The sequence below is a fragment of the Bartonella sp. OC16QHHD genome, assembly GCF_042194035.1.
GTDB lineage: Bacteria > Pseudomonadota > Alphaproteobacteria > Rhizobiales > Rhizobiaceae > Bartonella.
This window is the reverse complement of record NZ_JBHIMJ010000062.1, coordinates 47,819-73,867: the sequence shown is the minus strand read 5'-3', so window position 1 is coordinate 73,867 and position 26,049 is coordinate 47,819. Positions and strand designations below refer to the sequence as shown.

At 36.3% G+C, this 26,049-nt stretch carries 14 protein-coding genes and 1 rRNA gene; 6 read left to right on the top strand and 9 right to left on the bottom strand.

The window, feature by feature from the left end:
* Positions 1 to 234: 234 nt before the first annotated feature.
* The 5 genes from ACFIK1_RS06680 to rrf all read left to right on the top strand — a co-directional run bounded on the left by ACFIK1_RS06680 (position 235) and on the right by rrf (position 12,691).
* Positions 235 to 2,757 carry an autotransporter outer membrane beta-barrel domain-containing protein gene (locus ACFIK1_RS06680; RefSeq protein WP_375662392.1) on the top strand — a complete coding sequence of 841 codons (2,523 nt, stop codon included), beginning with the start codon at positions 235 to 237 and terminating at the stop codon, positions 2,755 to 2,757.
* Positions 2,758 to 3,388: 631 nt separating this feature from the next.
* Positions 3,389 to 5,737, top strand: a complete 2,349-nt coding sequence (locus ACFIK1_RS06675) for an autotransporter outer membrane beta-barrel domain-containing protein (protein ID WP_375662391.1) — start codon at positions 3,389 to 3,391, stop codon at positions 5,735 to 5,737.
* A 140-nt stretch (positions 5,738 to 5,877) separates the two neighbouring features.
* Positions 5,878 to 7,953, top strand: a complete 2,076-nt coding sequence (locus ACFIK1_RS06670; RefSeq protein WP_375662390.1) for an autotransporter outer membrane beta-barrel domain-containing protein — start codon at positions 5,878 to 5,880, stop codon at positions 7,951 to 7,953.
* Positions 7,954 to 8,088: 135 nt separating this feature from the next.
* Positions 8,089 to 11,223: an autotransporter outer membrane beta-barrel domain-containing protein gene (locus ACFIK1_RS06665; protein ID WP_375662389.1), complete on the top strand. Its 3,135-nt coding sequence runs from the start codon at positions 8,089 to 8,091 to the stop codon at positions 11,221 to 11,223.
* A 1,353-nt stretch (positions 11,224 to 12,576) separates the two neighbouring features.
* Positions 12,577 to 12,691, top strand: a 5S ribosomal RNA gene (gene rrf, locus ACFIK1_RS06660).
* Between the two features lie 407 nt (positions 12,692 to 13,098).
* Here the strand turns inward: rrf and ACFIK1_RS06655 are convergent.
* The 7 genes from ACFIK1_RS06655 to parA all read right to left on the bottom strand — a co-directional run bounded on the left by ACFIK1_RS06655 (position 13,099) and on the right by parA (position 20,070).
* The gene (locus ACFIK1_RS06655) at positions 13,099 to 13,503 is read right to left on the bottom strand and encodes a flagellar protein FlgN (RefSeq protein WP_273790974.1); all 405 of its coding nucleotides are present in this window, start codon (positions 13,501 to 13,503) and stop codon (positions 13,099 to 13,101) included.
* Between the two features lie 2,695 nt (positions 13,504 to 16,198).
* Positions 16,199 to 16,432, bottom strand: a complete 234-nt coding sequence (locus tag ACFIK1_RS06650) for a hypothetical protein (protein WP_375662388.1) — start codon at positions 16,430 to 16,432, stop codon at positions 16,199 to 16,201.
* A 941-nt stretch (positions 16,433 to 17,373) separates the two neighbouring features.
* Positions 17,374 to 17,592 carry an EexN family lipoprotein gene (locus ACFIK1_RS06645; RefSeq protein ID WP_375614687.1) on the bottom strand — a complete coding sequence of 73 codons (219 nt, stop codon included), beginning with the start codon at positions 17,590 to 17,592 and terminating at the stop codon, positions 17,374 to 17,376.
* A gap of 3 nt (positions 17,593 to 17,595) precedes the next feature.
* Positions 17,596 to 17,865 carry an EexN family lipoprotein gene (locus ACFIK1_RS06640; protein WP_375632897.1) on the bottom strand — a complete coding sequence of 90 codons (270 nt, stop codon included), beginning with the start codon at positions 17,863 to 17,865 and terminating at the stop codon, positions 17,596 to 17,598.
* 46 nt (positions 17,866 to 17,911) lie between these two features.
* Positions 17,912 to 18,124 (bottom strand): EexN family lipoprotein, encoded by a 213-nt coding sequence (locus ACFIK1_RS06635; RefSeq protein WP_375632883.1) that lies wholly within the window; start codon positions 18,122 to 18,124, stop codon positions 17,912 to 17,914.
* 1,089 nt (positions 18,125 to 19,213) lie between these two features.
* Positions 19,214 to 19,444, bottom strand: coding sequence for a plasmid partition protein ParG (locus tag ACFIK1_RS06630; RefSeq protein WP_273790969.1), 231 nt, complete (start codon positions 19,442 to 19,444; stop codon positions 19,214 to 19,216).
* Complete coding sequence (parA, locus tag ACFIK1_RS06625; protein WP_273790968.1) at positions 19,441 to 20,070, bottom strand: ParA family partition ATPase; 630 nt, start codon at positions 20,068 to 20,070, stop codon at positions 19,441 to 19,443. Before parA ends, ACFIK1_RS06630 begins: the two co-directional genes overlap by 4 nt.
* Before the next feature lie 998 nt (positions 20,071 to 21,068).
* On the opposite strand from parA, the gene ACFIK1_RS06620 reads away from it, so the two are divergent.
* On the top strand, positions 21,069 to 21,398 hold the full coding sequence (locus ACFIK1_RS06620) for a TIGR01244 family sulfur transferase (protein WP_375632881.1): 330 nt from the start codon (positions 21,069 to 21,071) through the stop codon (positions 21,396 to 21,398).
* Between the two features lie 2,117 nt (positions 21,399 to 23,515).
* On the opposite strand, the gene ACFIK1_RS06615 is transcribed toward ACFIK1_RS06620, so the two are convergent.
* Together ACFIK1_RS06615 and ACFIK1_RS06610 are read right to left on the bottom strand one after the other, a co-directional pair.
* Positions 23,516 to 24,517: a bifunctional riboflavin kinase/FAD synthetase gene (locus tag ACFIK1_RS06615; protein WP_375662387.1), complete on the bottom strand. Its 1,002-nt coding sequence runs from the start codon at positions 24,515 to 24,517 to the stop codon at positions 23,516 to 23,518.
* Positions 24,517 to 25,362 carry a TIGR01459 family HAD-type hydrolase gene (locus ACFIK1_RS06610; protein ID WP_375662386.1) on the bottom strand — a complete coding sequence of 282 codons (846 nt, stop codon included), beginning with the start codon at positions 25,360 to 25,362 and terminating at the stop codon, positions 24,517 to 24,519. Before ACFIK1_RS06610 ends, ACFIK1_RS06615 begins: the two co-directional genes overlap by 1 nt.
* Between the last annotated feature and the right edge of the window lie 687 nt (positions 25,363 to 26,049).

Below are 26,049 nucleotides of genomic sequence, written 5' to 3'. Positions count from 1 at the left end.
GCTTTTAGCATAAGCTTAACCAAGCTAGGTTTTATGAAATCCACTTTTCTCAACTTTTTATGATCATGAAAAAAGTTTTTCTGAAGCAAAACTTCAAATCATAGAGAACACCATCAATATAATTCGTTTTGTTATTTACAATAAAAACATAATGATATAGAAACTGTCTGGGTACTTGCGCCATCAGGGGAATGAAGTAAGCATCAAAGCATACCAAATACTAAAGGCATATCTATGTGTAAGAAATATATTTATAAGAAAAATTTTTTGTTATGTACAATTGCTGGAACTTTGATTTTTTCTCATTTCGGTTCAACTTATGCAAAGACATTGGCTCCTGAAACTCCTGGAATTTTGGGGAAGATTGAATTAAATAAGGGAGAAGAAAAGACTTTAAATAATGTTCTTGTCCGCGATAAAGGACCTGGAATATTAGCGCATGATAAAGCAGCTATCACAATTGTAAAATCAACAATACACACGGAAATGTCTGCACTTTCTGTATCAGCAGGTGGACGCATTCATGCTAAAGAAATTAAAGCAAATACAGTGTACAAAGGTTTAGAAACAAAGAATGGTATAATCAACGTTGAAGATTCAACCATAACCGTCCAACGAGGAGGTGCCGGTGGTATCGTTTTTTATGAAACAAAAGATTCTTCACTGAAAAGTGGAGAAAAAGTTGTCAATAAGGTTGTTCTTAGCAATACAAAACTTCTTGTGAAAAACGGTACCGGTATTCTTGGTCCCTACTGCTCAAGAGCCGTTGCTGAAGTTCAACTTAAAGACTCAGAAATTCGATCTGACGTATTATTGAGAAATAAAACGAAACGTAAATATTATGACAACGATACTCTTCCTGTAACTTTAGCATTAACCGCTGATAATTCAACAATAGAGGGACGAGCAAGAACTTTAAAAGTCAATACAACGGTTTTGACTCTGAATAACAAGAGCAAATGGTACTTAAAGACCTCTCAAGAGGAAGTCGATACTGACTTTAATGTGTTTAACTATGAGCTCAGTGATATTAAACAACGAGCCCTTTCTACCGTTTCAGTACTGAATCTTAATAATAGTTCTATCATATTTAAGACACCACAAGGGCGGGAAAAAGATCATTATCATACCTTGTATGTAGGGCGAACAGCTGAGGTTCGTAGACCTGAGGGAAGTACAATCCCCGATATAGAAAGCACTTATAATACAGTTTACAATGCCACAGGCGATGCAAAAATTTATTTTAATATTGAATGGAGTGATGGTCTAGTAAAAGAACAGCAAAAAGCTGACCGCCTCCTTATTCATGGTGATGTATCAGGCAGCACAACAGTCCATATCAAGAACCTTGCGAAAGGTGAGATATTAAAAGCTGAAGATTCTGTTTCCTCGAATATGCGTGGTCTTTCACTCATTCAAGTTTCTGGGAATGCAAATGAAGATTCCTTCAAACTTGCACACGGCTACACCACAATGGGGGGCTTGCCTTATAAATATATACTCAAAGCCTATGGTCCAACATCCAGCCATGGGACAGCCGATAGCACACAAAGTCATTTTAGCGGAATATCACAAGAATCAAAAGAAAATACCCTCAAAGACTACACAATCTACACGATATCAGCATTAGGAAAAATGATTGAAGGCGTTTCACCAAAAGAGAAAGAAGCGCAAAATACCGGTTCATCATCCCTTGGACAAGCAAACAACGCACAAAACATTTTGGAAAAAAATCAGAATTTCTGGGATTTTCGCTTGCAAAATGCGACTCTCGATAATGAAGGAAAGATCAGAGCTCTCGTTCCTCAAGTGGCAAGCTATTTGTCCATGCCTAACGCACTATTCTCAGCTGGACTGGCTGATATAAACAATCAAAACACTTTACTCAACTCGATACAGGAAAACACCTTTGATACAAAAGATCATAAAAACAAAGGAGTCTTCTTCTCGACTTATGGAAATAAGATGACATTATCCTCTCACCGTACGCCATTACAATATGGTTATGGTGCCGATATTCACTATGCAGCTTTACAGGCAGGCATTACATTAGCAGCTCTAGAAGATCAAAATATGACCACCAATTTTGGTCTTTTAGGGACATATGGGAAATTAGCTTTCACCCCTAAAGACATGGAAGGTGCTGACAAGAGTACACTCAATAAATGGTCAATTGCTGCATATAGTGGGCTGCGCCATAATAATGGGATATACATCCATGCACTCTTCTCCTATGGAATGCTCAAGGGAGATATCACCACAGCTCTCATAGGAAAGACTGCAGAATTGAAAAATGCTGATACATTCAGTGCATCAGCGACCATTGGACAAAAATTCGAAACCAGTAGGAAAGGATTGGTCTTTGAACCACAAGCACAACTTGTTTATCAACGCCTCATGCTTGGCACACTCTCAGATGTCGATGGCTTTGATGTGGATATGGGAAATCCTTATCAATACTTAGTACGTGTTGGTGGACGCTTAACGCAAACGAAGCTTTCTATTGAAAACGGCGGTACTCTTTCTTTCTATGGTAAATTGAATATTGTTAAAGCTTTTTCTAACAATGGTACGATACAGATTGGTGAACCATTCCACCTTGATTCTATGGGAGCTGCCCTTGAAGGTGGATTTGGTGTAAATGCACAATTATCACAAAATGTCGCCCTTCATGCTGATGTTAACTATCAATATAAGCTTCAAAAAACTGGTATATCCGGAGCAAGCTTTTCAGGCGGAATACGCTATCAGTTTTAAGAAAACGCAAAAAACAATTTATATTCTATTCATTTTAATAAAAGGCAGTACAAATATGCTGCCTTTTTACAATCTATCGGAAAGAAGCGTCAATAACGATTCTTTCTACCACCTTTCTTGAGCCAATTAATCTCACTCAAACCAAATGTAACAAAATCTGTTATCTCTGAATGAATACTGAATTCTCAAAAGAGCTGCCTTTTTGATTTATAAAAATCAAATGCTTTTAATAAATTTTTTTTGTATTTTAAAACACGTAATAAATAATTCTCTGTGTAAGAAAATCAATTAAAAGCTTTTTGTAAGCACACAACAACAGCTTCTCCAAAAACTTTGTAGAGTTTCCATAACAACAGCCTTAAGCAACAAACATCCTTGCAAAATATTTTGTTTCTTAACACTTTTAAACGGAAGACTTATTAAATTAGCTTTTCTGCAATTCATAGTTGCTAACTGCAATCTCTATTTTAAAAACTCTTCTAAAATCATTTTTAAACGATAAAGAACAGGACGCAATATTTCGTTTTGTTGTTTACAATAAAAACATAATGATATAGAAACTGTCTGGGTACTTGCGCCATCAGGGGAATGAAGTAAGCATCAAAGCATACCAAATACTAAAGGCATATCTATGTGTAAGAAATATATTTATAAAAAAAATTTTTTGTTATGTACAATTGCTGGAACTTTGATTTTTTCTCATTTCGGTTCAACTTATGCAAATACATCAGCTCCTACAATGGTTATGGCTCGTGCGGATAAAGCAGGAGAAGAAAAAACCTTTAATAACGTTTTTATCCGCGGCGCATATACAACAGTGATTGCTGATGACAAAGCCTTTATCACCATTACAAATTCAACAATGCGTTCAGCCTCAAATTTATTTACCGCAACAACAGGTGGACGTATTCATGCTAAAAAAACTGTAGGAAAATCAAATTCCCGTGGTTTAGAAATTTCAAACGGCATCATCCATATTGAAGATTCAATCATAAATGTTTCCGGACATCACAAAAGTCGTGGTATCCTTTTTGATTACATCCCAAGTTCCCAAGTAAAAGAGGGCGAAAAAGTTATCAATAAAGCAATTCTTACCAACACAAAACTTCTTGTTGAAAATGGTATTGGTATTCTAGGACCAGATTATGCAAAATCTGTTGCTGAGGTAGAACTTAAAAGTTCAGAAATTCGTTCTGATATATTATTAAAAAATAAAATCCCAGAAAACTCAAAAGATATCGATCCTCGCACTTTTATATTAAGCGCTGACAATTCGATTATAGAAGGACGAGCAAAGACTTTACCTCAAAATACAACGATTTTTACTCTCAACAATAACAGCAAGTGGTCCCTAAAGATTAGTCAATTTGAAGTAGACAAAGAATTTGACAGCTCTAAAGGATACTTGCTCACTGATATTAAACAACGTGCACAGTCTATTGTCTCAGTATTGAACCTTAATAATAGCTCTATTATATTTAATGCGCCGCATAAACTAGCAGACAATCAGTATCAAACCTTGCATGTGGGAAAACAGCCAACAGCTGAAGCTGCGAAAGCAGAGCAAAACAGAAGCTCCGATGCAACAACGGTTTACAATGCATTGGGCAACGCAAGGATTTACTTTAATACCGAATGGAGTAATGGTCTTATAAAAGAACAACAAAAAACTGACCGTGTTCTCGTTCATGGTAATGTCTCAGGCACCACAACGATCTATTTCAACAATCTTTCAAAGCGTGCAGAACCATTCGATAATGATGAAGTTTCAATTCCTTTGAATGCGCGTGGTCTCTCACTTGTTCAGGTGTCTGGAAAAGCAGAGGAAGCCGCCTTCACGCTGGCAAATGGCTACACTACAATGGATGGATTGCCCTATAAATATGTATTAAATGGCTATGGACCAACATCCAGCCGTGGGAGAGCTGACAAACAGCAAAGTCTCTTGCAAGAAAGTGAAGAGTTTTGGGATTTCCGTCTACAAAATGCGACTCTTGATGATGAAGGAAAAATCAAAGCTCTTGTTCCTCAAATGGCAAGCTATTTGGTTATGCATAATGCAATATTCTCCTCTGGCTTGGCTGATATAAACAATCAAAATACACTGTTAGATAATATGCACTCAACAGTTTTTGGATTAGAAGGTCATAAACAAAAAGGGATATTTTTATCGACTTATGGCAACAAGATGACGTTATCTTCCAGCCGTAGTCCATTGGAATATGGTTATGGTGCTAATGTTCACTATGCTGCTATACAAGCAGGCATGACATTAACAACGTTAGAAAATCAAAATATAACCGCGAATCTTGGTCTTTTAGGCACATATGGAAAGCTCGCTTTTACGCCAAAGGACATGGAAGGTTCTGACAAAAGCATACTAGATAAATGGTCCTTTACGGCATATGGGAATATCCACCATGACAATGGTCTCTATATTAATGCACTTTTCTCCTACGGCATTTTAAACGGACATATTACAACAGCCCTTATCGGCAACACCACAGAATTAAACAATACGGATACATTAAATATATCAGCTACCGTTGGACAAAAACTAGCAACTGGTGTTGAAGGGCTGTCTTTTGAACCACAAGCACAACTTATTTATCAACATATTGCCTTTGGCACTCTTTCAGATATTGATGGCTTCCAAGTTAATATAAAGCCCCCTCATCAATGGTTGGTCCGTATTGGAGGGCGTTTAACAAAAACAATACTTCCTATTGAAAAAGATCGTTTTCTTTCTTTTTATGGTAAATTGAATGTCATCAAAGCTTTTGGTGAGGAGCGCACTATCGATGTTATGGAATCTTTCCATCTCGATTCTATGGGCTCTTCCCTTGAAGGTGGACTTGGCATTAACGCGCAGCTTTCTAAAAATATCGCACTTCATGCTGACGTTAATTACCAACATAAACTTCAAAAAGCTGGGTTCTCTGGAATTAATTTTTCCGGAGGAATGCGTTATCGCTTTTAGAAATCTTAGCTCTCTATTTTGACGCATAAGCAGCGCTGAGATGAAAACAGTGCTGCTTAACTACATTACAAAAAACCGTAATGTGTCAAAAAGTGGTTCATTTTTAGCAAAACAAAGAAAATATCTTAAGGAACATCTCTATGCATAAGAATCTTTTGTTATGTACAGCCGCTTGTGCTTTATTTTTTTCTTCTTTTAACTTCACATCTACCAGCACCGCCTCTGCTCTAAGCCCCCAGGAACGCTATGCTATTGAAGGGATTATGAAATTACCTGAACAATATCGCCGTGCTATTGATTTAATAAACACACCAACACAAGCAGAAAAAAATCTTGAAAAGATAGCCTCTGGCGCCATGATGAAAGATAATTCGTACTTCAACCAAGCACTTCAAAAAGGATTCGATGAAACAGACAGTAGAATTAATAGTTATTTTACAGGTATAGGTCGTTATGACTCTGGTGCACATGCAAATGAATCGCAAAGGGCAAGAGATTATATACGCGCCCAAGCCATGGCAAACAAACACCATCTGGATATGCAACATATGATGAAAGCCAGAGCATACCTTGAACAATTACGTCAGAACCGATTAAAAACAAGAGAAAATTTATTACGTGGCTACGACAAAGCAGTTTCCGATGCCGTGCAAGCAGCAAAAATCCTTGATGCTGATAATCAACAGCGTGTTAATACCGCGCGCCAACAATGGGTGAGCCAAGACAATCATAATTGGTTTGAACTGCAAAATAAAGCAGAAATATTACATAAAGCAGCACAAGTGGATAGTGCTTTACAAGGACAAAACAAGGAACTTTCCAATACTTTACGCAAAGCAGTATTAGAGACTTTGAACAACGATGGAATAACCAACGTGAAGAAAAAAGGAGAGACAACCCCTCCTGCATCTGAAGAGAATAAACAACCTCTTATTGACTCCAGCACAAGACAAAGACGCGCTAGTGATAAATTACCACCCGCTCACATTGCTGCCCAACACAAGGACAATTCAAAGGACAATTCATTCACAAGGACAGATCATGGAATTATACAATCTAAAATAAATGAAAATTCGCAATCTGATATTGATCATAAAACGAACCCCACTTCCTCAGAATCAAAAACGACTCTTACATCCGCAAAAGCGCATATGAAATTGCTCCCAAAGGTTGAGAATACTGCTACCGCTGCGACAGAGAGTACCTCTAAACTTACAGATGATGATAAAGCAACCGCAGCTTCTACTTCTCTTGATGGGACAGAAAAAAGAACAATTCTTACACCACAAGGAGAAAGCTCTTTAGTCATGCCTATTGCGATGTTTGCTGTTGGGTTTAGTGATGTCAACAATCAAAATATCTTGTTAGACAATATGCAAATAACAATGTTTGAGCCCAAAGATCATCCAGAAAGAGGCGTTCTCTTATCCTCTTATGGCAATAAAAGCACGTTTTCTTCCAAGGTTCAAGCAGAACAAGATGGTGTTCAAGCAGATATTCGCTATGCTGCATTGCAAGCAGGAGCAACATTAATAGCGCTAAAAGATCAAAATATCAGCAGCAACTTTGGTCTTTTCGGAACATATGGGAAATTATCTTTTACTCCTAAAAACAAGGAGAGCTTTCAAAAAAATATGTTTGATAAATGGTCACTCACCGCATATGGAAATATTCAGCATGACAGTGGCATCTATACAAGTGCATTTCTCTCTTATGGAATTTTCAAAGAAAATCACGCTACAGCTCTCATCAAACATACCTCAAAAGTGAAGAATAGTAAAACATTAGGAGCCGCTGCAACTGTTGGTCAAAAACTGTCAACCAGTTTGGAAGGTGTAATCCTAGAACCGCAAGCACAACTTGTTTATCAACGTCTCATGCTTGGTTCTTTATCAGATAGGAGCTCTTTCTCAGATGACGATAACTCTAAAATAGACATAAGTAATCCTTATCAATGGCTGCTCCGTATTGGCGGACGTTTAACGCAAAACAAAGGACATGCTGTTTCTTTCTACGGCAAACTGAACATGATCAAAACTTTTAGTAAAAATTTTCAGCTTGCAGCTATGGGATCTTTAATCGAAGGTGGTTTTGGTATTCACGCACACTTATCACAAAATATTCAGCTTCATAGTGATCTCAGCTATCAACATAAATTCAAAAAAGCTGGCATCTCTGCAATAAATATTGCCGCTGGAATGCGCTATCACTTTTAAAAATACTTGTATTCCTATCTTGAAATATAACGCGCTCTCATTATGTTTCGTTTTGTCTCTTACAAAAGAGACATAATGAGGCCAAAGTTTTATTTTTTATGAGAGAGGGGAGAAATATTTTAGGAATACATCCATATGAAAAAAAGCTTCTTACTATACACAGTTTCTGGAGTTCTGTTTTGTTCTTCCACCAGTATGTCTTATGCTATTCATAGTACAAATCCATTAACAACGATAGATTCTTCTTCTCTACAATCTGCTCGTGTCAAGCCACCAATAAATCTATCCAGAGTTTTTGATCCGTATAAAGATCCATATGATGGAATCGGGCAGATTATGCCATCATATTCATATCCACCTTCAACATCTAGCTCTACAAGAACAATCATAACCCTTCCTCCTACAGGGAATGAAACTACAACGCCTACTTCTACAATCACTCTACCTCCCAAAACACAACTTGAAGGAAATTCAGCTGGAAATATAATTTCTTCTTCAAAAAAAAACTCTGATCTTAGTCAAGGAAGTACACAAACACCAAAGACTAAAGTTACAGAAGGTGTACAATCTAACCCTACAACACAAAACACTCTTACACAATCTCTAACGACAGAAATAGCTTCAACAACAGGAATGAAAGCAAAATCTAGAAGACGTTCAGGGGCGTCCTCCTCTTCTGCAGACTCTTCCAGCGAAAAAACACTATCGAATTCTGCTGTGTCTTCACAGCCAGAACCTACACAACCTTCACCGAATTTACAACCAACACTTACAAAGTCTGAACCTACAAGAACGGAACCTACAAAACCAACAACAGAGCAAATACCAACATCTAATGAACCAGAACTCGCACAGCCAATATCTTTAAGAGTAGAAACTGGAAAACCAGCATTACTGGTACCACCAAAATCTGCAAAACCAGCGCCTGTGCAATCTTCATCTGCACAAAAAATATCTGAAAAATCAGAGATTGAAAAACCAATATCACCAATAAAACAACCTGAAAAGTCTACACAAATTGAGGATATAAGCGCTGGAGTTGAAGCTAAAAACGGTAAGACCATAACGCTACATAACAAAAAAATTCAAGACAATAGTTTTGCTGTACATGCAGAGGGAAATAATTCAAAAGTCAACATGATAGGGGGAACAGTTGATGCGCGTTTTGTTGCACTAAGCGTATCAGATGGTGGAGAAATTGATGCTACAGGCATTACTGTAACAGCAGAAACAGCTGGTTTGGTAAACATGGAGGGCACAATCAAACTTAAGGATTCAAGCGCACATGTCACGGGAAATTATGAAGCAGACGGTATTATTTTCCGCAACAATCCGTATAATGCCCCTAGAAAACGATATACACACAATGCTGAAAGAAACACCAATGCCGTTCAAGAACAAGATGTAGCCAATATTGCTGATAAAGTAACCCTAGAGAATACAAAGCTTTTCGTTGAACATGGTAGCGGTATCAACCTTTATGGAACAGGCGTAAACGGAGAAGTCAACCTTAAAAATTCAGAAGTTCATGCCGATATTTTATTAAAAAATATCAAGAACGAAAGTGCCTCCACAAACACCATTACATTAGTTGCAGACCACTCTTCTTTAGAAGGTCGGGTAAGAACTTCTAAAGATAATAGAACAGTTTTTGATCTAAAAGAGAGAACGAAATGGCTTGTAAAGGCTAATAAAAATGCCACAAATAATGATAATATTTTAAATGACTATAGACAGTTTGGTGTTGATGAAAAATCATACTCTAATCTTTCTGAATTGCACCTTACAAACAGTGCTATTATGTTTGACAAGCCCATTGAGGGACATTATCAAACTCTGTTTATAGGACCTAATCTTTCGCAAGAAGACGAAACAATTCACACAGCAGCGGTTTATAGTACAGCGGGTCTTGCAGAGATTTATGTAAACACTCAATGGGATAAACATTCTCCTATAACGGAACAACAAACTGATCGCATTGTGATTAATGGTGATGTCTCAGGAAGTACTTTTGTGCACATCAATCTCCAAACCGATAGCTCTGCTGTTTGGGAAGAACGCATGGCGTCACTTCCTTTAGGGACACATGGGATTTCAATCATTCAAGTTTCCGGACAAGCGAATGAAAATTCCTTCACGTTAGCAGGAAACTATATGACAATAGGGAAACAACCTTATAAATATGTACTCACAGGCTATAAGCCAGGAACATCTCATGAGAGCCAAAATCTTTTTGGCAAGAAGAATAGTGATTTCTGGGATTTCCGCTTACAAAATGCCTACATTGATAAGGATAAAAAAGTTCGAGCCCTTTTACCACAGGTAGCAAACTATTTAACCATATCTAATACTTTATTTTCTGCTGGATTTACTGATGTAAACAATCAAAACACGTTGTTAGACAATATGCGAACAACAGTATTTGGGGCAAAAGACAATAAAAAGAATGGTATCTTTTTCTCTTCCTACGGCGAGAAGGTCACCCTATCTTCCAACCGCGATCCACTGCACTATGGTTATGGTGCTGATGTAAACTATACTGCCTTACAATTAGGGGGCATATTAGCCGCCTTAGAAAGCAAAGACATAAGCGCACATTTTGGTCTTTTAGGAACGTACGGAAAGCTTGCCTTTACGCCAAAAGAGATGCAAGATTCTGAAAAGACAACGCTTGATAAATGGTCACTTACCGCTTATAGCGGCATCCAGCATAGCAATGGTATATATGTCAACGCTCTTCTTTCTTACGGAACCTTAAAAGGAAATATTACCACAGCTCTTGTTGGGAATGCCGCAAAATTGGATGGTACCGAGATGCTTAATATATCTGCAACCATTGGTCAGAAATTAGCAACCGATACAAAAGGGCTTGTCTTTGAACCACAAGCTCAATTCATTTATCAAAATCTCATGTTTGATATTTTCTCAGATACCAATGGCTTAAAAGTAGACATGGGCAATCCACATCAATGGTTGATCCGTTTTGGTGGACGTTTAACAAAAACAATAATGGCTGTTGAAGAAAACAAAGCTGTTTCCTTCTATGGTAAAATGAATGTTATCAGAACTTTTGGCGATGGTAAAACAATAAAAATTGCTGATACCTTTCATGTTGATCCTACCGGCTCTTCAGTTGAGGGAGGCGTGGGGATGAATGCATATCTTTCTCAAAATATCGTACTAAACGCCGATATCAGCTATCGGCAAAAACTGCAAAAAGCCGGTGTATCTGGCACCAATTTGTCTGGCGGAATACGTTATCGCTTCTAAAGCAGAAGTTAATTTTAACTTAAATAAAAAAGGCAGCACAAAGTGCTGCTTTTTTATTTAAATTTATATATTTTTTTAAATTCTCAACAATCATTATCATATCAAAGAAGATTTTGACTTATAATATTTCTTTTGCATATTGAATAAAAAACTGAATACCATAACATTCTCTCATCAAAATACCCCATGCATAAAATTTTATGTCTTATATTATCACCACACCTCAAGCGATGATGTTTTTACAGCACAACAGAATAAGCATTCATGCGGATTTAAAAAAAAATCAGCCCCTTCTTCGCTGTGGACGCTCCATTTATTTTAGATGATGTACATTTAATATACCTGCTATAAAGACTAGCATCTGGTTTAAATTCTTAAAGGCATGTTTTTCCTCTAAAATCTCAATGCTACAGCAGCTCCATTATAAGACAAGATATTGATTTATAAAGACAATTAATTGTTTTCCATGTTAAATGAGAATCCAGAATATCGTCAGATTCTTTCATTTTAGACCTGTTCCATGTTGAATCAACAAAAACCATATCTCTTACAAGTAACAAGGGGGAAGAGCCATAGGGATAAAAAACTATTAAGAAAGGATTAAAAATGCCTCTAATGAACTATCTCAAGTGCCAAGGGCTGTAGCAACATTGGGATCAAACAAAGAATATGACAGTGTTGAAAAATATAACAATATCAACTTGCTCTTTTATTAAGCATAAAGATGGTCGTGCCCTATAGATTTTATATTATTTCCATGGGAACTTTTTTATTATACCATTCACAAGCACCGTTGCATCAAAGATATCGTTGCACCGCCCCACAAACACCATCACGAAATAGACTTGAGAGCTTAGATATCTCTTTAAAACAAGGCCGTGAATTAGGAATAACAAATCCATTCTATTTTGAGTATTTTGTCGTGCATGAAGGACATGCCCGCAGTAAAAAACACAATAAAAAAAGCGTGAAACAATGCGGAATCTTCATTATTTAACAGATAGTGCTTTAGATACTTTCGAAAGACATAAAGCTAAATTAAAGAACGGCGGAACAGAGGGAAGCTGATTTCTACCCCTTTATTCTTTCCCAATGAGATTGCCTCCCCATTTCAAATATTACGCCAACAAAGATATACGCACTATATCCACTCAAATCTGGATGCTCTCTCCAATCTGACATACAAAAACTAAAAACAGCAGAAGGAAATAATAAACCGCTTTAATTTTTATCTCAAGCATATAGATTTAAACAACGAACCGCATCATATCACCACACTTTAAAGGACAATATTCCATGAAGCTTATAGGCAATATTCATCACATACCCTTCATCATTCATGCTTTTTGCTGACTTGGTGGTTATGGCGGAGTGAACGCACCCGATCCCATCCCGAACTCGGCCGTGAAACACTCCAGCGCTGATAGTACTTTGCCTTAAGGCACGGAAGAGTAAGTCGCCGCCAGATCTGCTAAATGCAAGCAAAAGACTCAATGTATAAACCTTACATTACCACACCCCCAAGGAAGCTGTTTTTAAGGCATCACAGGCTGGTCTAAATATTCTCTTAATCGCCTTCCCTAAACTAAAAAATGAAGCTCTGCCTATTAACTCAGTCTGCAAACAATGCTCTGTAAATAATCCGCCTTCTCTTAGTTCTCTTCCAGCCAGCTTCCCACAGCATGCGGTTCACATCACGACACCTTAAAAAACACTGTTTTAAGAACAGCGTTTTACAGTACATCAGGATAATAATTTAAATATCAAAATGCGCTTAAAACAAGTCTACTCACTAAACGCACTATTTACCCAAATCAACTGCCCTACCTAATCATTGTCATTACTTAGAACAGCCCGTATTAATCAGATTTGAATTTATTCCTCTATTTCTTTTGCACGTCCAGATAGCTGTATAGCTCTAGAAAGATCATTAACTGCATTTAAATGTGTTTGAAGTAATTCACTATTACGCTGTAATTTTTCTTGTAAATCAGACAACAAACTTTCAACCTCATGCTCAATATCTTGATTCATATAGCGCTTCACATCACTCATGGATTTATTAAGATCACGCAAACCACGTATTTTACGCAAATTTATTTCTTCGTAATCTGGAACACCACTACTCTCTAGCATATTGCTTTCATAATCAACAACTTGAGCTAATCCTTTAACAGCAGCAACAAATTTTGTCATCGCCCAATCACGATCAATAAGGTTGTTATCAAGAACTTTTGCTTTTGCCGCAAAACTATCATCACCATATTGCACTACAGACATTTTTACTTCCCCTTCAACACTATTGTTCAATCTTACTTTCAAATGAGGGAGATTAAACAGGTTCTCTTCAATGCTGATACACTCAACCAAGCTCGTGGTGCAAACATTGCTCAAACAACAGCACGACAATCCTTCAAAGCGTATACCACTTCAACTTTCAACGCGTTCTCTCAAATATTTTTCTTGCTTTGCTCCAAAACCATCATTGCGGCTATACTAATCCATAAAAACGCTATAAACTTAAACCTTACAGCAATATCGAAACTTCCATATTTGCTCTGTCTATTTCGCCTTGCGGATTTTATCTTTGCCGATTTTATCACGAGCTCATCTTCAACAGAAAATAACAATGCTTTCACGAGAACTTCAGCCACAAAAACTACCTGCCGACAAAAAACCGCAGCCTATCTTGCAGCATATTAAAGACTTAAGCCCATGAAAAATTTCAGCATTTTACCGATAGCAGCATTTTACCCTCCATAACCTTATGGCTCTCTCTGCACTAAAACCTGTATACCTTCTGGCGCCCCATAAGATGGCACCAGACAAGATCAGTTTGCACCCATTCAAAAGGATACCCCCTCTCCCATGCTCTTTCTGCACACATGCAGTATTTCGCATAAAACACAAAAAGAATGCTCTTTTGAACAGATCAGCCACACACCAATATAAAAAGACATCTTAAAATAGCTAAACAGCCATCAATCTTCCTTTTTTAAATTATCATTCGCTTTTCTTTGCAATGAACAACTATATAAGATTTTTTGAACCTTTTCAAGAGTTTCTTAGCCAATCAGTTCGATACGTCTTCAATCGCATATTCACGCGCTTGTTTTAAAGAAATATCTCTTAAGTGCACCCAAGCCTATTTCGCGCCGCGGCCCATGAATGCATGAATGGTATAATGATAAATCTCCCATGACATGTATAAAATCCATTGAGCATTTTCCATCTTTACGCTTAATAAAAGAAGCAAGCCAGCACCATCATATATTTTGCTACCCCCTTATGTTCTGATACTCTTGACACTTGAGACGGTTCATAAAAGCATGCCTTTCTTGTACAATTTCTCTGCGCATAAGAGCTCCCTGCTTGTAACTGCAAAAGACATTGTTTTAGTTAATTCACCGCGAAACAGATTTGGAATGAAAAAAATCCAGTATTCAGGGCTCTAATTCAAGTTGAATAACGATAGATTATCATTATAAATCAAAATATTATCCAATGCATAATGCTTAACGCTCCCCCCATTGATATTTTCAGAATTTTCACAGCATCTTCTTACAGATTATTTCATTCCATAACACAGCTTGCTCTTAATATCGCGACTTTACCTGCGCTACTAGTATAAAAACAGAGAAACAATCATTTTATAATCAAGGTACAATTTTTGTTTACGATCTTTCTCTCGTTTTCAACCTTTTAAATGCGGCTCTTCTCTTTCATAATCATCGCATTTCAAATCTATTCCATGTTGAATAAATTAAAATCACTTGCTTGCACATCACAAACAACGCCCTGATGTGTTGATAAAATACGCTGAAAGAAAAAGTCCTCTTATGAACCTTAGCAAATGCCAAGAACTATAATAAACATTGGAAGCAAGCGTACGATGATCGTGACTTGCTCTTTCATAAGTATAAAGATGATAGCATTTTATAGATTTTTATATTATTCAAAGTTTATATTATTTCACGAGAGCTTTACTGTTATACTATTCACATTTACCGTTATACCATTTACGAGTGTCATCGTAAAATGTCTTTCGTGTGCGTTGAGAGATATTTCTCTAAAACAAGTACATAAATATGCAATACAAATATACTAATATACAACATAAGTATATTTCGTTTGGAGCGTTCTTTACTTTTGTGCAAAACATGCCCCATTAGAGCAGCATTAACCAATCTTGCTATGAGATAAACGATCAGAAAACATTTTTGTCTTCCGCCGCTCACCTTAAAGAACTAAGATCTTAACTCAATCAGCTCTGTACGCAGTCCGAATTTTTGTCAAACGATCTTCTCCTGACTTTCCCCTCATCTGATTCACTTAAACGAAAGGCTCAACAAATAAACCTACGAATATTCATCGTACACTAAAAAATACTTAAACGTTCCAAGAAAACGTATATGTCTTATATTACCGTTATAAATGACAGTGCTTTATAGCATAACAGGATAAAAAAAGTTTCCAGCAACACAAAACTTACAAAATCAATCAATAGTCCTTTTAAAGCTTTCTTTTTTAGGATTCACAATACTCCAACTCCTTAAGCTTTTATAAAAAAAGGAACGATTTTAAGCTTGCCGAATATGTTGTATCAGCATATATTACAGATTGTAATATATTGTTATTCATAAAATCACCTCAAAAAGAACAGAAAGAGGTTTTTATGGCTGATCTCGTAAAAGCCGCTATGCTTTATTCAACCTTGATTATCACCATCAATGCTTTTGTTGTTATTTTAGTTCTCGTAATAGAAATATACTAAGCATACTCTCTTGGCTTATTGTAATCTGCGCAAATAAGCATCTTAATTTCACATAAGATCAAAGAAAAATTTTAATTCTACAGATAAACCACACACCCAATTTCAAACATCGCTTGCAACTATTTGAGGTGTAAACTCTGCTTTTTGTATGCATTTTTAACCATCATTGTCCATCTTTTCACGCTATCTTGAATCTCAACTTCATTCCCAGCTTAAAAAACGAAATTTTTTACCAGATCCGATCTGTAAATAATTTGTCTCCTTATTGAGTAAGTTCCTTTTGCTTCCCCCTTCAGGACATCTCACAATCCTAAAGGATAATATTTCATGAAGCTTATGATAAATCCATTGAACACCATCTTTACCCTTATGAGAGAATAAACCAGCAGCATCACACACTTTTCCAGCCCCAAATGTTGCAATAACCTTTAGCACTTGAGATCGTTTATAAGAGGCATTTTTACTTCTTTCTCCAACAGTTTTTATCTACACAGCGCTCCCCGCTTGTACCATGCAAGAAGATGGTTTTAATTAATTCAACCGAAAACAGATTTGGAATAAGAGAAGCTTACTATATTCGAGATCCTTATTCAGCATAAAATAATTAAATCATTTTTATAAATCAAAGTGTTATTTAGAAAAATATTCATCACACACTCGAGAACAAAAAACACCTCATACGTAAAGTTTTATATGAGCTCCACCGCTCAACATGATAATATCACGACACAATTAAGATAAAAAAATAACAAGGAAAACCCTTGTAAACTCAGAAAAGAGAGAGGAGAAAAATGAAAAGATGTGGAGAGCGCTCAATTCCTCACACATCCGGCAAAACCGTCCTAGCAAAACTGTCTCACAACTTAACTAATGTTATAATATTCTCAAATCAAAAGAAATTTTTTAAAAATAGTTTGAGAAAAACATTTGAGTATGAAACGATAATAATTCTATTCAGAATGTTTTTCTCTTTATTAAAACAGAGAAAGTAATTTCCAAACAAATGTTTCCTCCTAATTTTTCCGAAATTAGCCGCAACACTTAAAGACGATCTTAGTGTGATGAAACATTTATTTGTGATAAACGCAAAAAAACACCCCAAAGATAGATTTAATCTCAATATTTTAAATACATGTAACCAAAACATTAAAAAATTAGCAGTAACACATAACAACTCATTGGGAGGCAATACTATCTACAATTGAAAGCACTTTTGGGCTTAACAATGACAGTATAGCATCCGTTTACACAAAGAGTACTGATCGTAAACGACTAATTCTTGAAGCCATAAAAAGACTCTCTAAAAGTTAGAGAGAGCCTAAAAACGTAATAGAATCAAGAACTAAACAATTCCTTATTTATTGAATTGTATGTTTTTAATTAATGCCAAACATCAGTTCCATATATGCTTGTCTGGCATGTTGGCAATTTTTAGATTTCTCCATAGAAGATTGATCCAGCTTTTCACATTTTTTTGCCCACTCTTCGAGTAATGTTTTATCTTTCTTAAATTCCGCTACGCTGTAGTTTTTTTCGCAACCAGCAACAACAAGTCCAGTACAAACCAGTAATGCTGTAATAATGACTTTATTCATGATTTAATTCCCTTCCTTTTTCTCTTCAGTTTTTTTCTCGTCATCATGTACAAAGCTTGAACCAGGCCAATCTCGGGCATGAACTTCACGATACGCTTTATCTGCGTTTTTACAATTTTGAGAATCTAAATCCTCTGATATCATGCATTTCATTGCCCATTGCTCGAGTAATTTGGGATCCTTCTTAAATTCCGATACGCTATAAGTTTTTTCACAACCAGCAACGACAAGTCCAGTACAAACCAGCAATGCTGTAATAATGGCTTTATTCATCAATAAAATTCCCCTTTTTTCAAATTTACAAAGTTTAGGACACAATTTAGGGCCTTAAAAAAAGTTCTACATATGCTTGTCGAAGGTTTTTACAATTTTGAGAGGATTTGAGCGGTGAATCATCCTTCTCACATTTCTTTGCCCATTCCTCGTATAATTTTTCATTTGTTTTAAATTCTTTTACACTATAAGTTTTTTCACAACCAGTAACAGCAAGTCCCACGCAAAGCAGTAGCGCTGTTATAATGATCTTGTTCATGATTTAACCCCTCTCTTTGTTTTATATTTTATTAACAATATCTTTGGGTTCACATCCCCTCCTATATTGTGACCTTGCGTCTAATTTTCCTTTGCAAATACGTACACTTCCAACGCAAACATGTTAAATCATAAGAGCCTCTTTCATTTATCAGACTTGCATTTGTAACATTATCTGCACGGCAGCTCTTTGTATTTGAAGTGTTAAAACTTCAGTAAAAATTCTGATATCTTGACATTCTCAAAAAGCTTTTTAATCATTTCTTTTCCTTCAAGAACCTCTTGGTAACGAGAAACAGTACGAATATCTTACCCAAAATTCGTTATGCCTATACCCATTGCAAATTCTCTGCAAACGAAAGAATACAGCTTTTAGTCAACTAATTGCACTCTTATCATTTCTAAACCACCGGAAAAGAAAGAAAGCTTTAAGTCCCCCTGCACTTTTTAAAAGCCAATAGAAATGCTAAACAAGCAATCTTATACATTCCAATTAAAGAAAAAAGCCTATTGTCTTGCATATCATTACGACTGGCATTAACTATTTAAGACTATAAAATCATATAAATGTAAGAAATATTGTCTATAGTATACTCAATGACTTCTTTTGTTTATTAGGAATAACTTATAGCGCGTCAATATCAGTAAATTTTACTTATTTTTATCCCCCCTTTATAAACATGAATATAATTTAATAAAATGGATTGCTGCATAACAGAAAAAAATAATCAACGCTACTCTTAATTATATTATTTACCTATGTATTAAGTAAAATAAACAAAAATAACCTGATGTTTAAAATCATTATCAAGATAATTTTTATGGAAGAATAAACTTATCTATTCATCTAGAGATATAAGATGACAAGTAGTATGATGATTATCACATTTATAGGGAAAAATTTGAAATGGAGAATTTTTCGCAAACTCATAGCTCTTTCATGAGATGATACAGAACCTTATGAAAAACAACTTAAATGAAGCAACTATCGTGAAAAAAGAAGAGCGCTTTTATTATTAACTTCGTATAAAAACAATCGATATCATCTCTAGAAAAAGCACTCAAACCAACGAAATTATCGTATCATTTTTTACACTTTTCCGTATTTTTGTGAAAGCAATTCGCGGACCTCATCAGCTATTTTAGTTCCACGACTTGCACAACTGACCTTAATCAACCGATGCAAACTTTCTGGTATATCAATCGTGAGGCGCTTCATCCCTCCACTCATGCTCCCTTTGTGGCTTCCTACCCATGCATCCGCTGTTAAAGGAATTGATTTATTCGTTGGTTTTGTGCCGATTTTAATTTTTTTATTCATCGCGCTAACTCCTTGATTTCCGCTGCAACCGCTTCAATCTCTGCTGCTGCTGGTCCTTGCTTATCAACTTCATAAACCGCCTTCCCCTGTGCTGCTGCTTCTGCAAAAATCACGCGCTGCGCAACGCTAGAAGAAAGAACATGCACGGGGTATATGCCAAGAGCTTCGTTCACATCACGCCCTATCGCTGTATTGACGATTTTACGATTAATAACAAAAGCAGATTTGAGATTTTCTTTATAAACACGTGCTTCGTCAATCAGCTTTACAATTCCATCCGCTGCCCAAATATCATAGGGACTAGGCAAAACAGGTATAAGCACCAAATCCGAAGCCATAAGAGCACTACGAGCAAGATCAGTTACACGCGGAGGACCATCGATAATAATATGATCATAACCATGACCAATCTGTGTAATCTCTTTGTGAACCGTTGCACGCGGTAAACCAATAACCGAAAACAAAGGTGCATCTTCACGCGCAGCAGCCCAATCCAATGCGCTCCCCTGTGGATCAACATCAATAAGCAATACCCGTGCACCGGTACGCGCAAAACTGGCCGCAAGATTAACACTCAACGTCGTTTTTCCGACACCTCCCTTTTGATTCAAAAGTCCAATGATCATTTATTACGCCTTTCAGCATTATCGTTTTTACGATTATACAGAAAGTAATAAAAGAAACAAGCATCCAATACGTGCAAAATAACCATTTTGCCCATTTTTAGGATAAATAACAATAGTCCGCAATTTTGTCTTTATAATATTCTTTTAGCATGAGCAAAACATTATGAAGATGATGTTCTTGAAAATAACAAAATAAATTTAAAAGAGGCATGCTCTTCTTCCTCCACCCTAAAACGAAGATTCTTAAATCCATGTCGATCTGTAAACAATGCTCTGTAAATGATCCAGCTTCTTATTTTGCGCCTGCCTTTTGGGCTTCTCCCTTCATGCAATCCACTTAATGCAACTCTACAAACAAGCTCCACTCTGAATATACAACAAACTATAAGAAGCATTCATTGTTTTGTACGTTGAATGAGAGAGCTGAAATCAGGAAGATTCTCTCATTTCATGCCTCTTATATTAAATTAATCAAAATCATATCTCTTGTACGTTACAAGCGGGGCTAGCGTGTGAGTAAAAACTGTACAAGAAAGGATTAAAATGCTTCTTATGCAGAATCTCAAGTATCAAGAACTATTACAATATTGGGGGTTGGCAAATATAATAATGGTGCCGACTTCCTTCTTCATAAGTGTAAAAAGGGTGGTGATCCATGAATTTTATACTCTTTGACTCTCGACAGAGTAAAATGGGCTTAAGAAAAGTAAGGATACCTCTAGCAAGCGCGTAAACAAACAACACAATGAAATGTCTATGCTGAGTAAACACTATAGATTATCCATAAAGACCAAACATCCGTCTTTTATAAATCGCATAACGAACATGTTGCGGAATGAGATATTTTGCATCTTACAGCTCATTTTTCCCAAATAGATCTTCTCGACAAAAAGAATATTTTTGTTAAGATGCCACTGAAAAACTTACCTTCATTATGTTCTTTCTATATACTAGACCAGAGGGCATCGTGAAGATCGTGCAATTGGGAATAAACAAAAATGAATTTACAACAAATTGAACCTGATATTTTTATCAGCGCCCAAATTAGCATAGAAAATATCAAAACATTGGCACAAGCTGGTTTTAAAACAATTATCTGTAACCGCCCCGATCACGAAGAGCTCCATCAACCTGACTTTTCTAGCATTAAAACGGTCGCAAATGAATATGGCATAAAAGCCTATCACATTCCCATTTCTCCTCCAACTATAGAAAAGTCAGCTGTTGAAGCCATGCAAACAATTTTAAAAACAGCCTCTCTGCCTCTTCTTGCCTATTGTCATCACGGAGCACGCTCGCTGCATCTTTATCGTTTAGCGCGTCTTTAAACAGAGGGTTCACACACTTCCTCCGCACCTTAAAAGACGAAGATTCTTAAATACACATCGATTTGTAAAAAACAATCTGTCAATAATCTTTGTCTTGCACCTTTCCCTTGGCTTGCCACTTCATAAAACTCTACAAGCAAGCTTTGCTCCTCAATATACAACGAGCATACACACCCGAAGCCATAAAAATGCGTGAAAATTCATATGATGATCAAGAAAATTTATTTTTACCCCACCTTTTATCACTGCTCCACTTTCTTTTTCTCTTCCTTTACCAATACGAGCTCATTCGTACGCCACATACACCTAAAACGACAGTAAAACCACTAAAAAACCCCCATATTCCGAATAAAAGGCGTGCAGAGTATTTTATAAAAAAAGCCGTAAGCCATAATCTATGATTAACTACAACATATTGATTTATAACAATTAATTATTTTGCACGTTGAGTGAGAAATCCTAATACCGTAAGATTCTCTCATTTTAAGTCTATTTATAGTGAAGCAATCAAAAGCGTGTTTCTTGCATGTCACAAGCAGGAAGTATTCGTGTGAAATAAAACGAGTTAAGAACAAACTCTCATAAACGCTCTCAAATAGCCAAGACTGTACAACACTGAAGGCTTGTCAATATAACTGGTGGTGTCGGATTGCTCTTTTATTAGGCATAAAGATGATAGCGCTCAACGAAACATGCATGATACCATTCATGAGAGCCATCATGAAAATAAATATGAGAAGCGTTGAGAGATATTTCTTTAAAAGAAGTGCATAAATTAGCAAAACAAGGATATTCCAGCATTTTATTTTACCTGTGGGATCTGATATCCTATTCAAAGAACAACAAAAGCCTGAAACTGTTATTTTCATGATTTAAGAGATATTACTCTGGACACTTTTGAAAGTAGCAAAGCCGAATTTAAAAAAGACAGTCATCTGGACTGATTTTTCCCTTGATAACTTCATATTTTCCCCAATAAGGCTGCAGATTGATTTCAGAGAATACGCAAATGGATAATGCAATAGGGCTCTCCTCATCTAGCATACAAAAGCTGTAACAGTAGAGAGAGCATTAAAGCGCCTTAATCTTTATCTCAAACATACTGCTCGCATTGAGGAACACTAAAGAAAAAGTTTTATGAGAAAAACAACACCATAAAGTCATGAATAGGTCGAACATAGATTGGAAAGATGTTCTAACTTTTATCCAATACTTCTATCAAAAAACAACAAAACATTATTGGCTTTGTGTTTTTATATCCTTACAAGACTGCCTTTTCTTTGCATTATAGGCTTTACATTTGTGAAGGACAAAGGAAATATATGGATAGTTCTTAGCTTGAGAATCTAAAAGATTGACGTATTACGACAACAAAATTGTGCCTTTATCCATCAAAAGCATTAGAAATTTTGAAACAAATACACCTACTTCTCGCAATGATTTCTTTTTATTTGCAATCACTCGCAGTCTCCTTAATATGCATTTCCCATCACAATATACAAGAGAAAGGAGAGTTAAAGCATCTTCCAGCAGCTTCATTCTCTTTTACGTGATTGGTTAGCACGAAAACTGCTGCTAACCACTGATCTTCTTCACGAGACTTGACAAACAAACCTTTTTTAAAAATATTCATCACATAATACAAAATATCACATGCGTAAGGTTACACAAACCAACTCTCATCATAAACGATGATACGGCATAAATGATATAATAAAACAAATTAGAAAGAAGAAACAATAAACTTTTAAAATAAAAAAAGTCATCAATTAAATTTTATCAAACTATAAGCTTAAAATCGCAAGAAATTTTAAAAACAGCCTTTCTCCCTCTTCACGTCTATTATTGCTAAATAGGCTGGGTGCTTATTCTTTACTGCATCTTTTATGATGAGTTTTAACGGATCAGAAAGAAACAAGCAGTAAAGTTTTGAATGACAACAAAAACCATAAAGTTAACTTTGAAAAAAATGATGCCAAAATCAGATCTTCAGATATTCGATTCTCCCTCTCAACAACGGAAAAAACATATATTCCACGATGTTTTGGAATATATCTTTGTGATTATAATCACTTTAAGTGCTATTTTTACGGCTCTTCTCTCTTTTTCAGATCAGTTTAGGACATATTTTTAAAAGTAAGCAGCCTATCCAACTTTGATAATGGTTGTACTGTCTTTAAAATTTCTTTTGCTTTCTTTTCATCACGATGCATTTGCGCAATCAAAGGTTCAAGTCCATCAAATTTTTCTTGTCCTCGCAAAAACTGGAAAAAAGAAACGGTACAGCTTTCCCCATAAAGGTCGTCGTTAAAGTCAAACAAATAGGTTTCCAAAAGGGGCGCCCCATCCTTAACAACCGTTGGACGACAACCAAAGCTTGCAACACCATCATACAAAACACCGTTCGCACGACGCAAACGTACCGCATAAACACCATGAGCCAAACGAACTTGGGAAGGCAACATTTGATTAGCGGTAGGAAATCCCAAAAGACGTCCAAGTTTTTCACCTTGAATAATATTGGAGCGTATCCGATAGTGATACCCTAACAAATGGGCTGCTTTGTCCACTTCCCCTTGTAAGAGAAGTTGCCGAATAAAACTCGAGGAAATGATCAAAGATTGTGACTCTTGAGGACGAGCAACGCAAGGAACTTGCACAACCTCAAATCCATATTTCTCTCCCCTTTGGCAAAGAAGATGTACATCTCCACTTTTCTGATGACCAAATTGAAAATTTTCGCCTGTCACCACAACTGAAACATCAAAAACTTCCTTTAAAAACGACTTAATAAATTCGTCCGCTGAAAGAGCGGCAAACTGTGCATCAAAGGGCTGTTCAATCACGCCGTCAAAACCAAGGGTTTTAAAAATTTCAGCTTTTTCAACTGCCTCTGTCAAACGATAGACAGGAGCTGAATGTTGAAAAAAACTTCTTGGATGGGGTTCAAAAGTTAAAACAACAGCTGGTTTCTTTTTTATACGCGCGAAATCAAGTGCTTTTTGCAACACCACCTGATGCCCACAATGAACACCATCAAAATTTCCAAGTGCCAACACTGCTCCCCGCCAAGCCGAGGGAAATATATGAATTCCCTGAAGACGCAAAAATTTAGTCATTACTGAAGTGCCCACATGATTGCTTGTGGTTTATAACCATGATGTTCAAGAAAAGAATGCAAAGCTTGCTTATCAACCACACCCTTTTGCGTATAATCATAATGATGAATCCCCCCCATAATATAAAGGGCATCAAGACCAAAGTGAGCCGCCCCCTTAATATCCGTTAAAAGACCATCACCAATAGCTAAAACTTGACTTTTTTCTACTGTTCCCCGTATTTTTTGAAGTTTTTCAAAGGCACATTCATAAATAGGCGCGTGAGGTTTTCCAGCAATGCGCACTTCCCCCCCTAATTGTTGATAAAGACGAGCCAATGCACCAGCGCACCAAAATTCTTTATTTCCATAATGGACAATCACATCTGGGTTCGCACAAATAAAAGGTAAATTCCGCGCCCGCATACGAAGAAACATCTCCTCATAAGCAGAGGGTTCTTCGTCAAAATCTTCAAGAAAACCGCTACAGACGACAACAGAAGCCTCCCATTCTTCAACAAATTCACACTCTAACCCTTCAAACAGCACCAAATCACGTTGTGAACCAATGAAAAAAACTTTACGTGGAGCAGTCTGAATAAGATCGCGCGTTACATCCCCTGAAGTGATAATGGCATCATAATAGTCGCTATGAACATTCATGCTTTGTAATTGAGCAGCAACATCTTCCCGTAGCCGAGGAGAATTGGTTAATAAAATGACAGTTTTTCCCATTTGTCGGATTTTATACAACGCCTTCAACGCTGGTTCAAATGCATGTACACCGTTATGCACAACACCCCACACATCACAAAAAACAGCATCATAATGCGCTATAATAGTCTCAATATGGGTAAGTTCATTCATGGAGCACCTATCTCTATTTGTCATTTAAAGCTGTCTTTTACTTCAAAACTACTTACCGAAAGATAATACTTGTGTCATCTGCTTTCTCAAACCATATCCCAACTTTTTATCGTCTATAGAGATCATAAGAAATGATAAAATAACTAAGTTATCATTAAGTTGTGCAAAATTCTAAAATGCTTGATAGCAAAAGCTTATCATTCCCCAATGCTCATTTTTCTCATAAAAATTTTAATTCTAACAACAACGACGTTGATAGAGTTTTTTATCTAAAATACTCAAATTCTTCACTGAGAAAATAAACGTATCCCCCTCTTAAAAACATGCATCATGAGAAAGCCCAATATATTTTCTCATTTCAAATTTGTTTATATTGAATCAATCAAAACCTTTTCGCTTACACATTATAAGCAGAGAGCGTACAGATAAAAACACGTGAAGAAAGAAAAAATAGCTCTTATGCTCCCTTTCAAGGCAAAAACTGTCGTAATATTTTGAACTGGCAGAGAGTATGTGCCGTCCGAGCATCTTTTTTTCAGTAAAGATAGCAATATAGCTTTTATCCCATTCATAGAGGCTTTTACGCTACATACTTTACGAAGCACCATTGTAAAATAGGCGCTAACATTGAGAAATATCTTCTAAAACAAACATGTGAACATACAACAATAAGATCTATAATGTTTT

What these genes read in the sequence shown, in the direction of transcription:
- ACFIK1_RS06610 (WP_375662386.1), bottom strand. Translation starts at nt 25,362, where the DNA reads ATGAATGAACTTACCCATATTGAGACTATTATAGCGCATTATGATGCT.
- ACFIK1_RS06620 (WP_375632881.1), top strand. Translation starts at nt 21,069, where the DNA reads ATGAATTTACAACAAATTGAACCTGATATTTTTATCAGCGCCCAAATT.
- ACFIK1_RS06635 (WP_375632883.1), bottom strand. Translation starts at nt 18,124, where the DNA reads ATGAACAAGATCATTATAACAGCGCTACTGCTTTGCGTGGGACTTGCT.
- ACFIK1_RS06640 (WP_375632897.1), bottom strand. Translation starts at nt 17,865, where the DNA reads ATGAATAAAGCCATTATTACAGCATTGCTGGTTTGTACTGGACTTGTC.
- ACFIK1_RS06665 (WP_375662389.1), top strand. Translation starts at nt 8,089, where the DNA reads ATGAAAAAAAGCTTCTTACTATACACAGTTTCTGGAGTTCTGTTTTGT.
- ACFIK1_RS06630 (WP_273790969.1), bottom strand. Translation starts at nt 19,444, where the DNA reads ATGAATAAAAAAATTAAAATCGGCACAAAACCAACGAATAAATCAATT.
- ACFIK1_RS06670 (WP_375662390.1), top strand. Translation starts at nt 5,878, where the DNA reads ATGCATAAGAATCTTTTGTTATGTACAGCCGCTTGTGCTTTATTTTTT.
- ACFIK1_RS06675 (WP_375662391.1), top strand. Translation starts at nt 3,389, where the DNA reads ATGTGTAAGAAATATATTTATAAAAAAAATTTTTTGTTATGTACAATT.
- ACFIK1_RS06645 (WP_375614687.1), bottom strand. Translation starts at nt 17,592, where the DNA reads ATGAATAAAGTCATTATTACAGCATTACTGGTTTGTACTGGACTTGTT.
- ACFIK1_RS06655 (WP_273790974.1), bottom strand. Translation starts at nt 13,503, where the DNA reads ATGTCTGTAGTGCAATATGGTGATGATAGTTTTGCGGCAAAAGCAAAA.
- ACFIK1_RS06615 (WP_375662387.1), bottom strand. Translation starts at nt 24,517, where the DNA reads ATGACTAAATTTTTGCGTCTTCAGGGAATTCATATATTTCCCTCGGCT.
- ACFIK1_RS06680 (WP_375662392.1), top strand. Translation starts at nt 235, where the DNA reads ATGTGTAAGAAATATATTTATAAGAAAAATTTTTTGTTATGTACAATT.
- parA (WP_273790968.1), bottom strand. Translation starts at nt 20,070, where the DNA reads ATGATCATTGGACTTTTGAATCAAAAGGGAGGTGTCGGAAAAACGACG.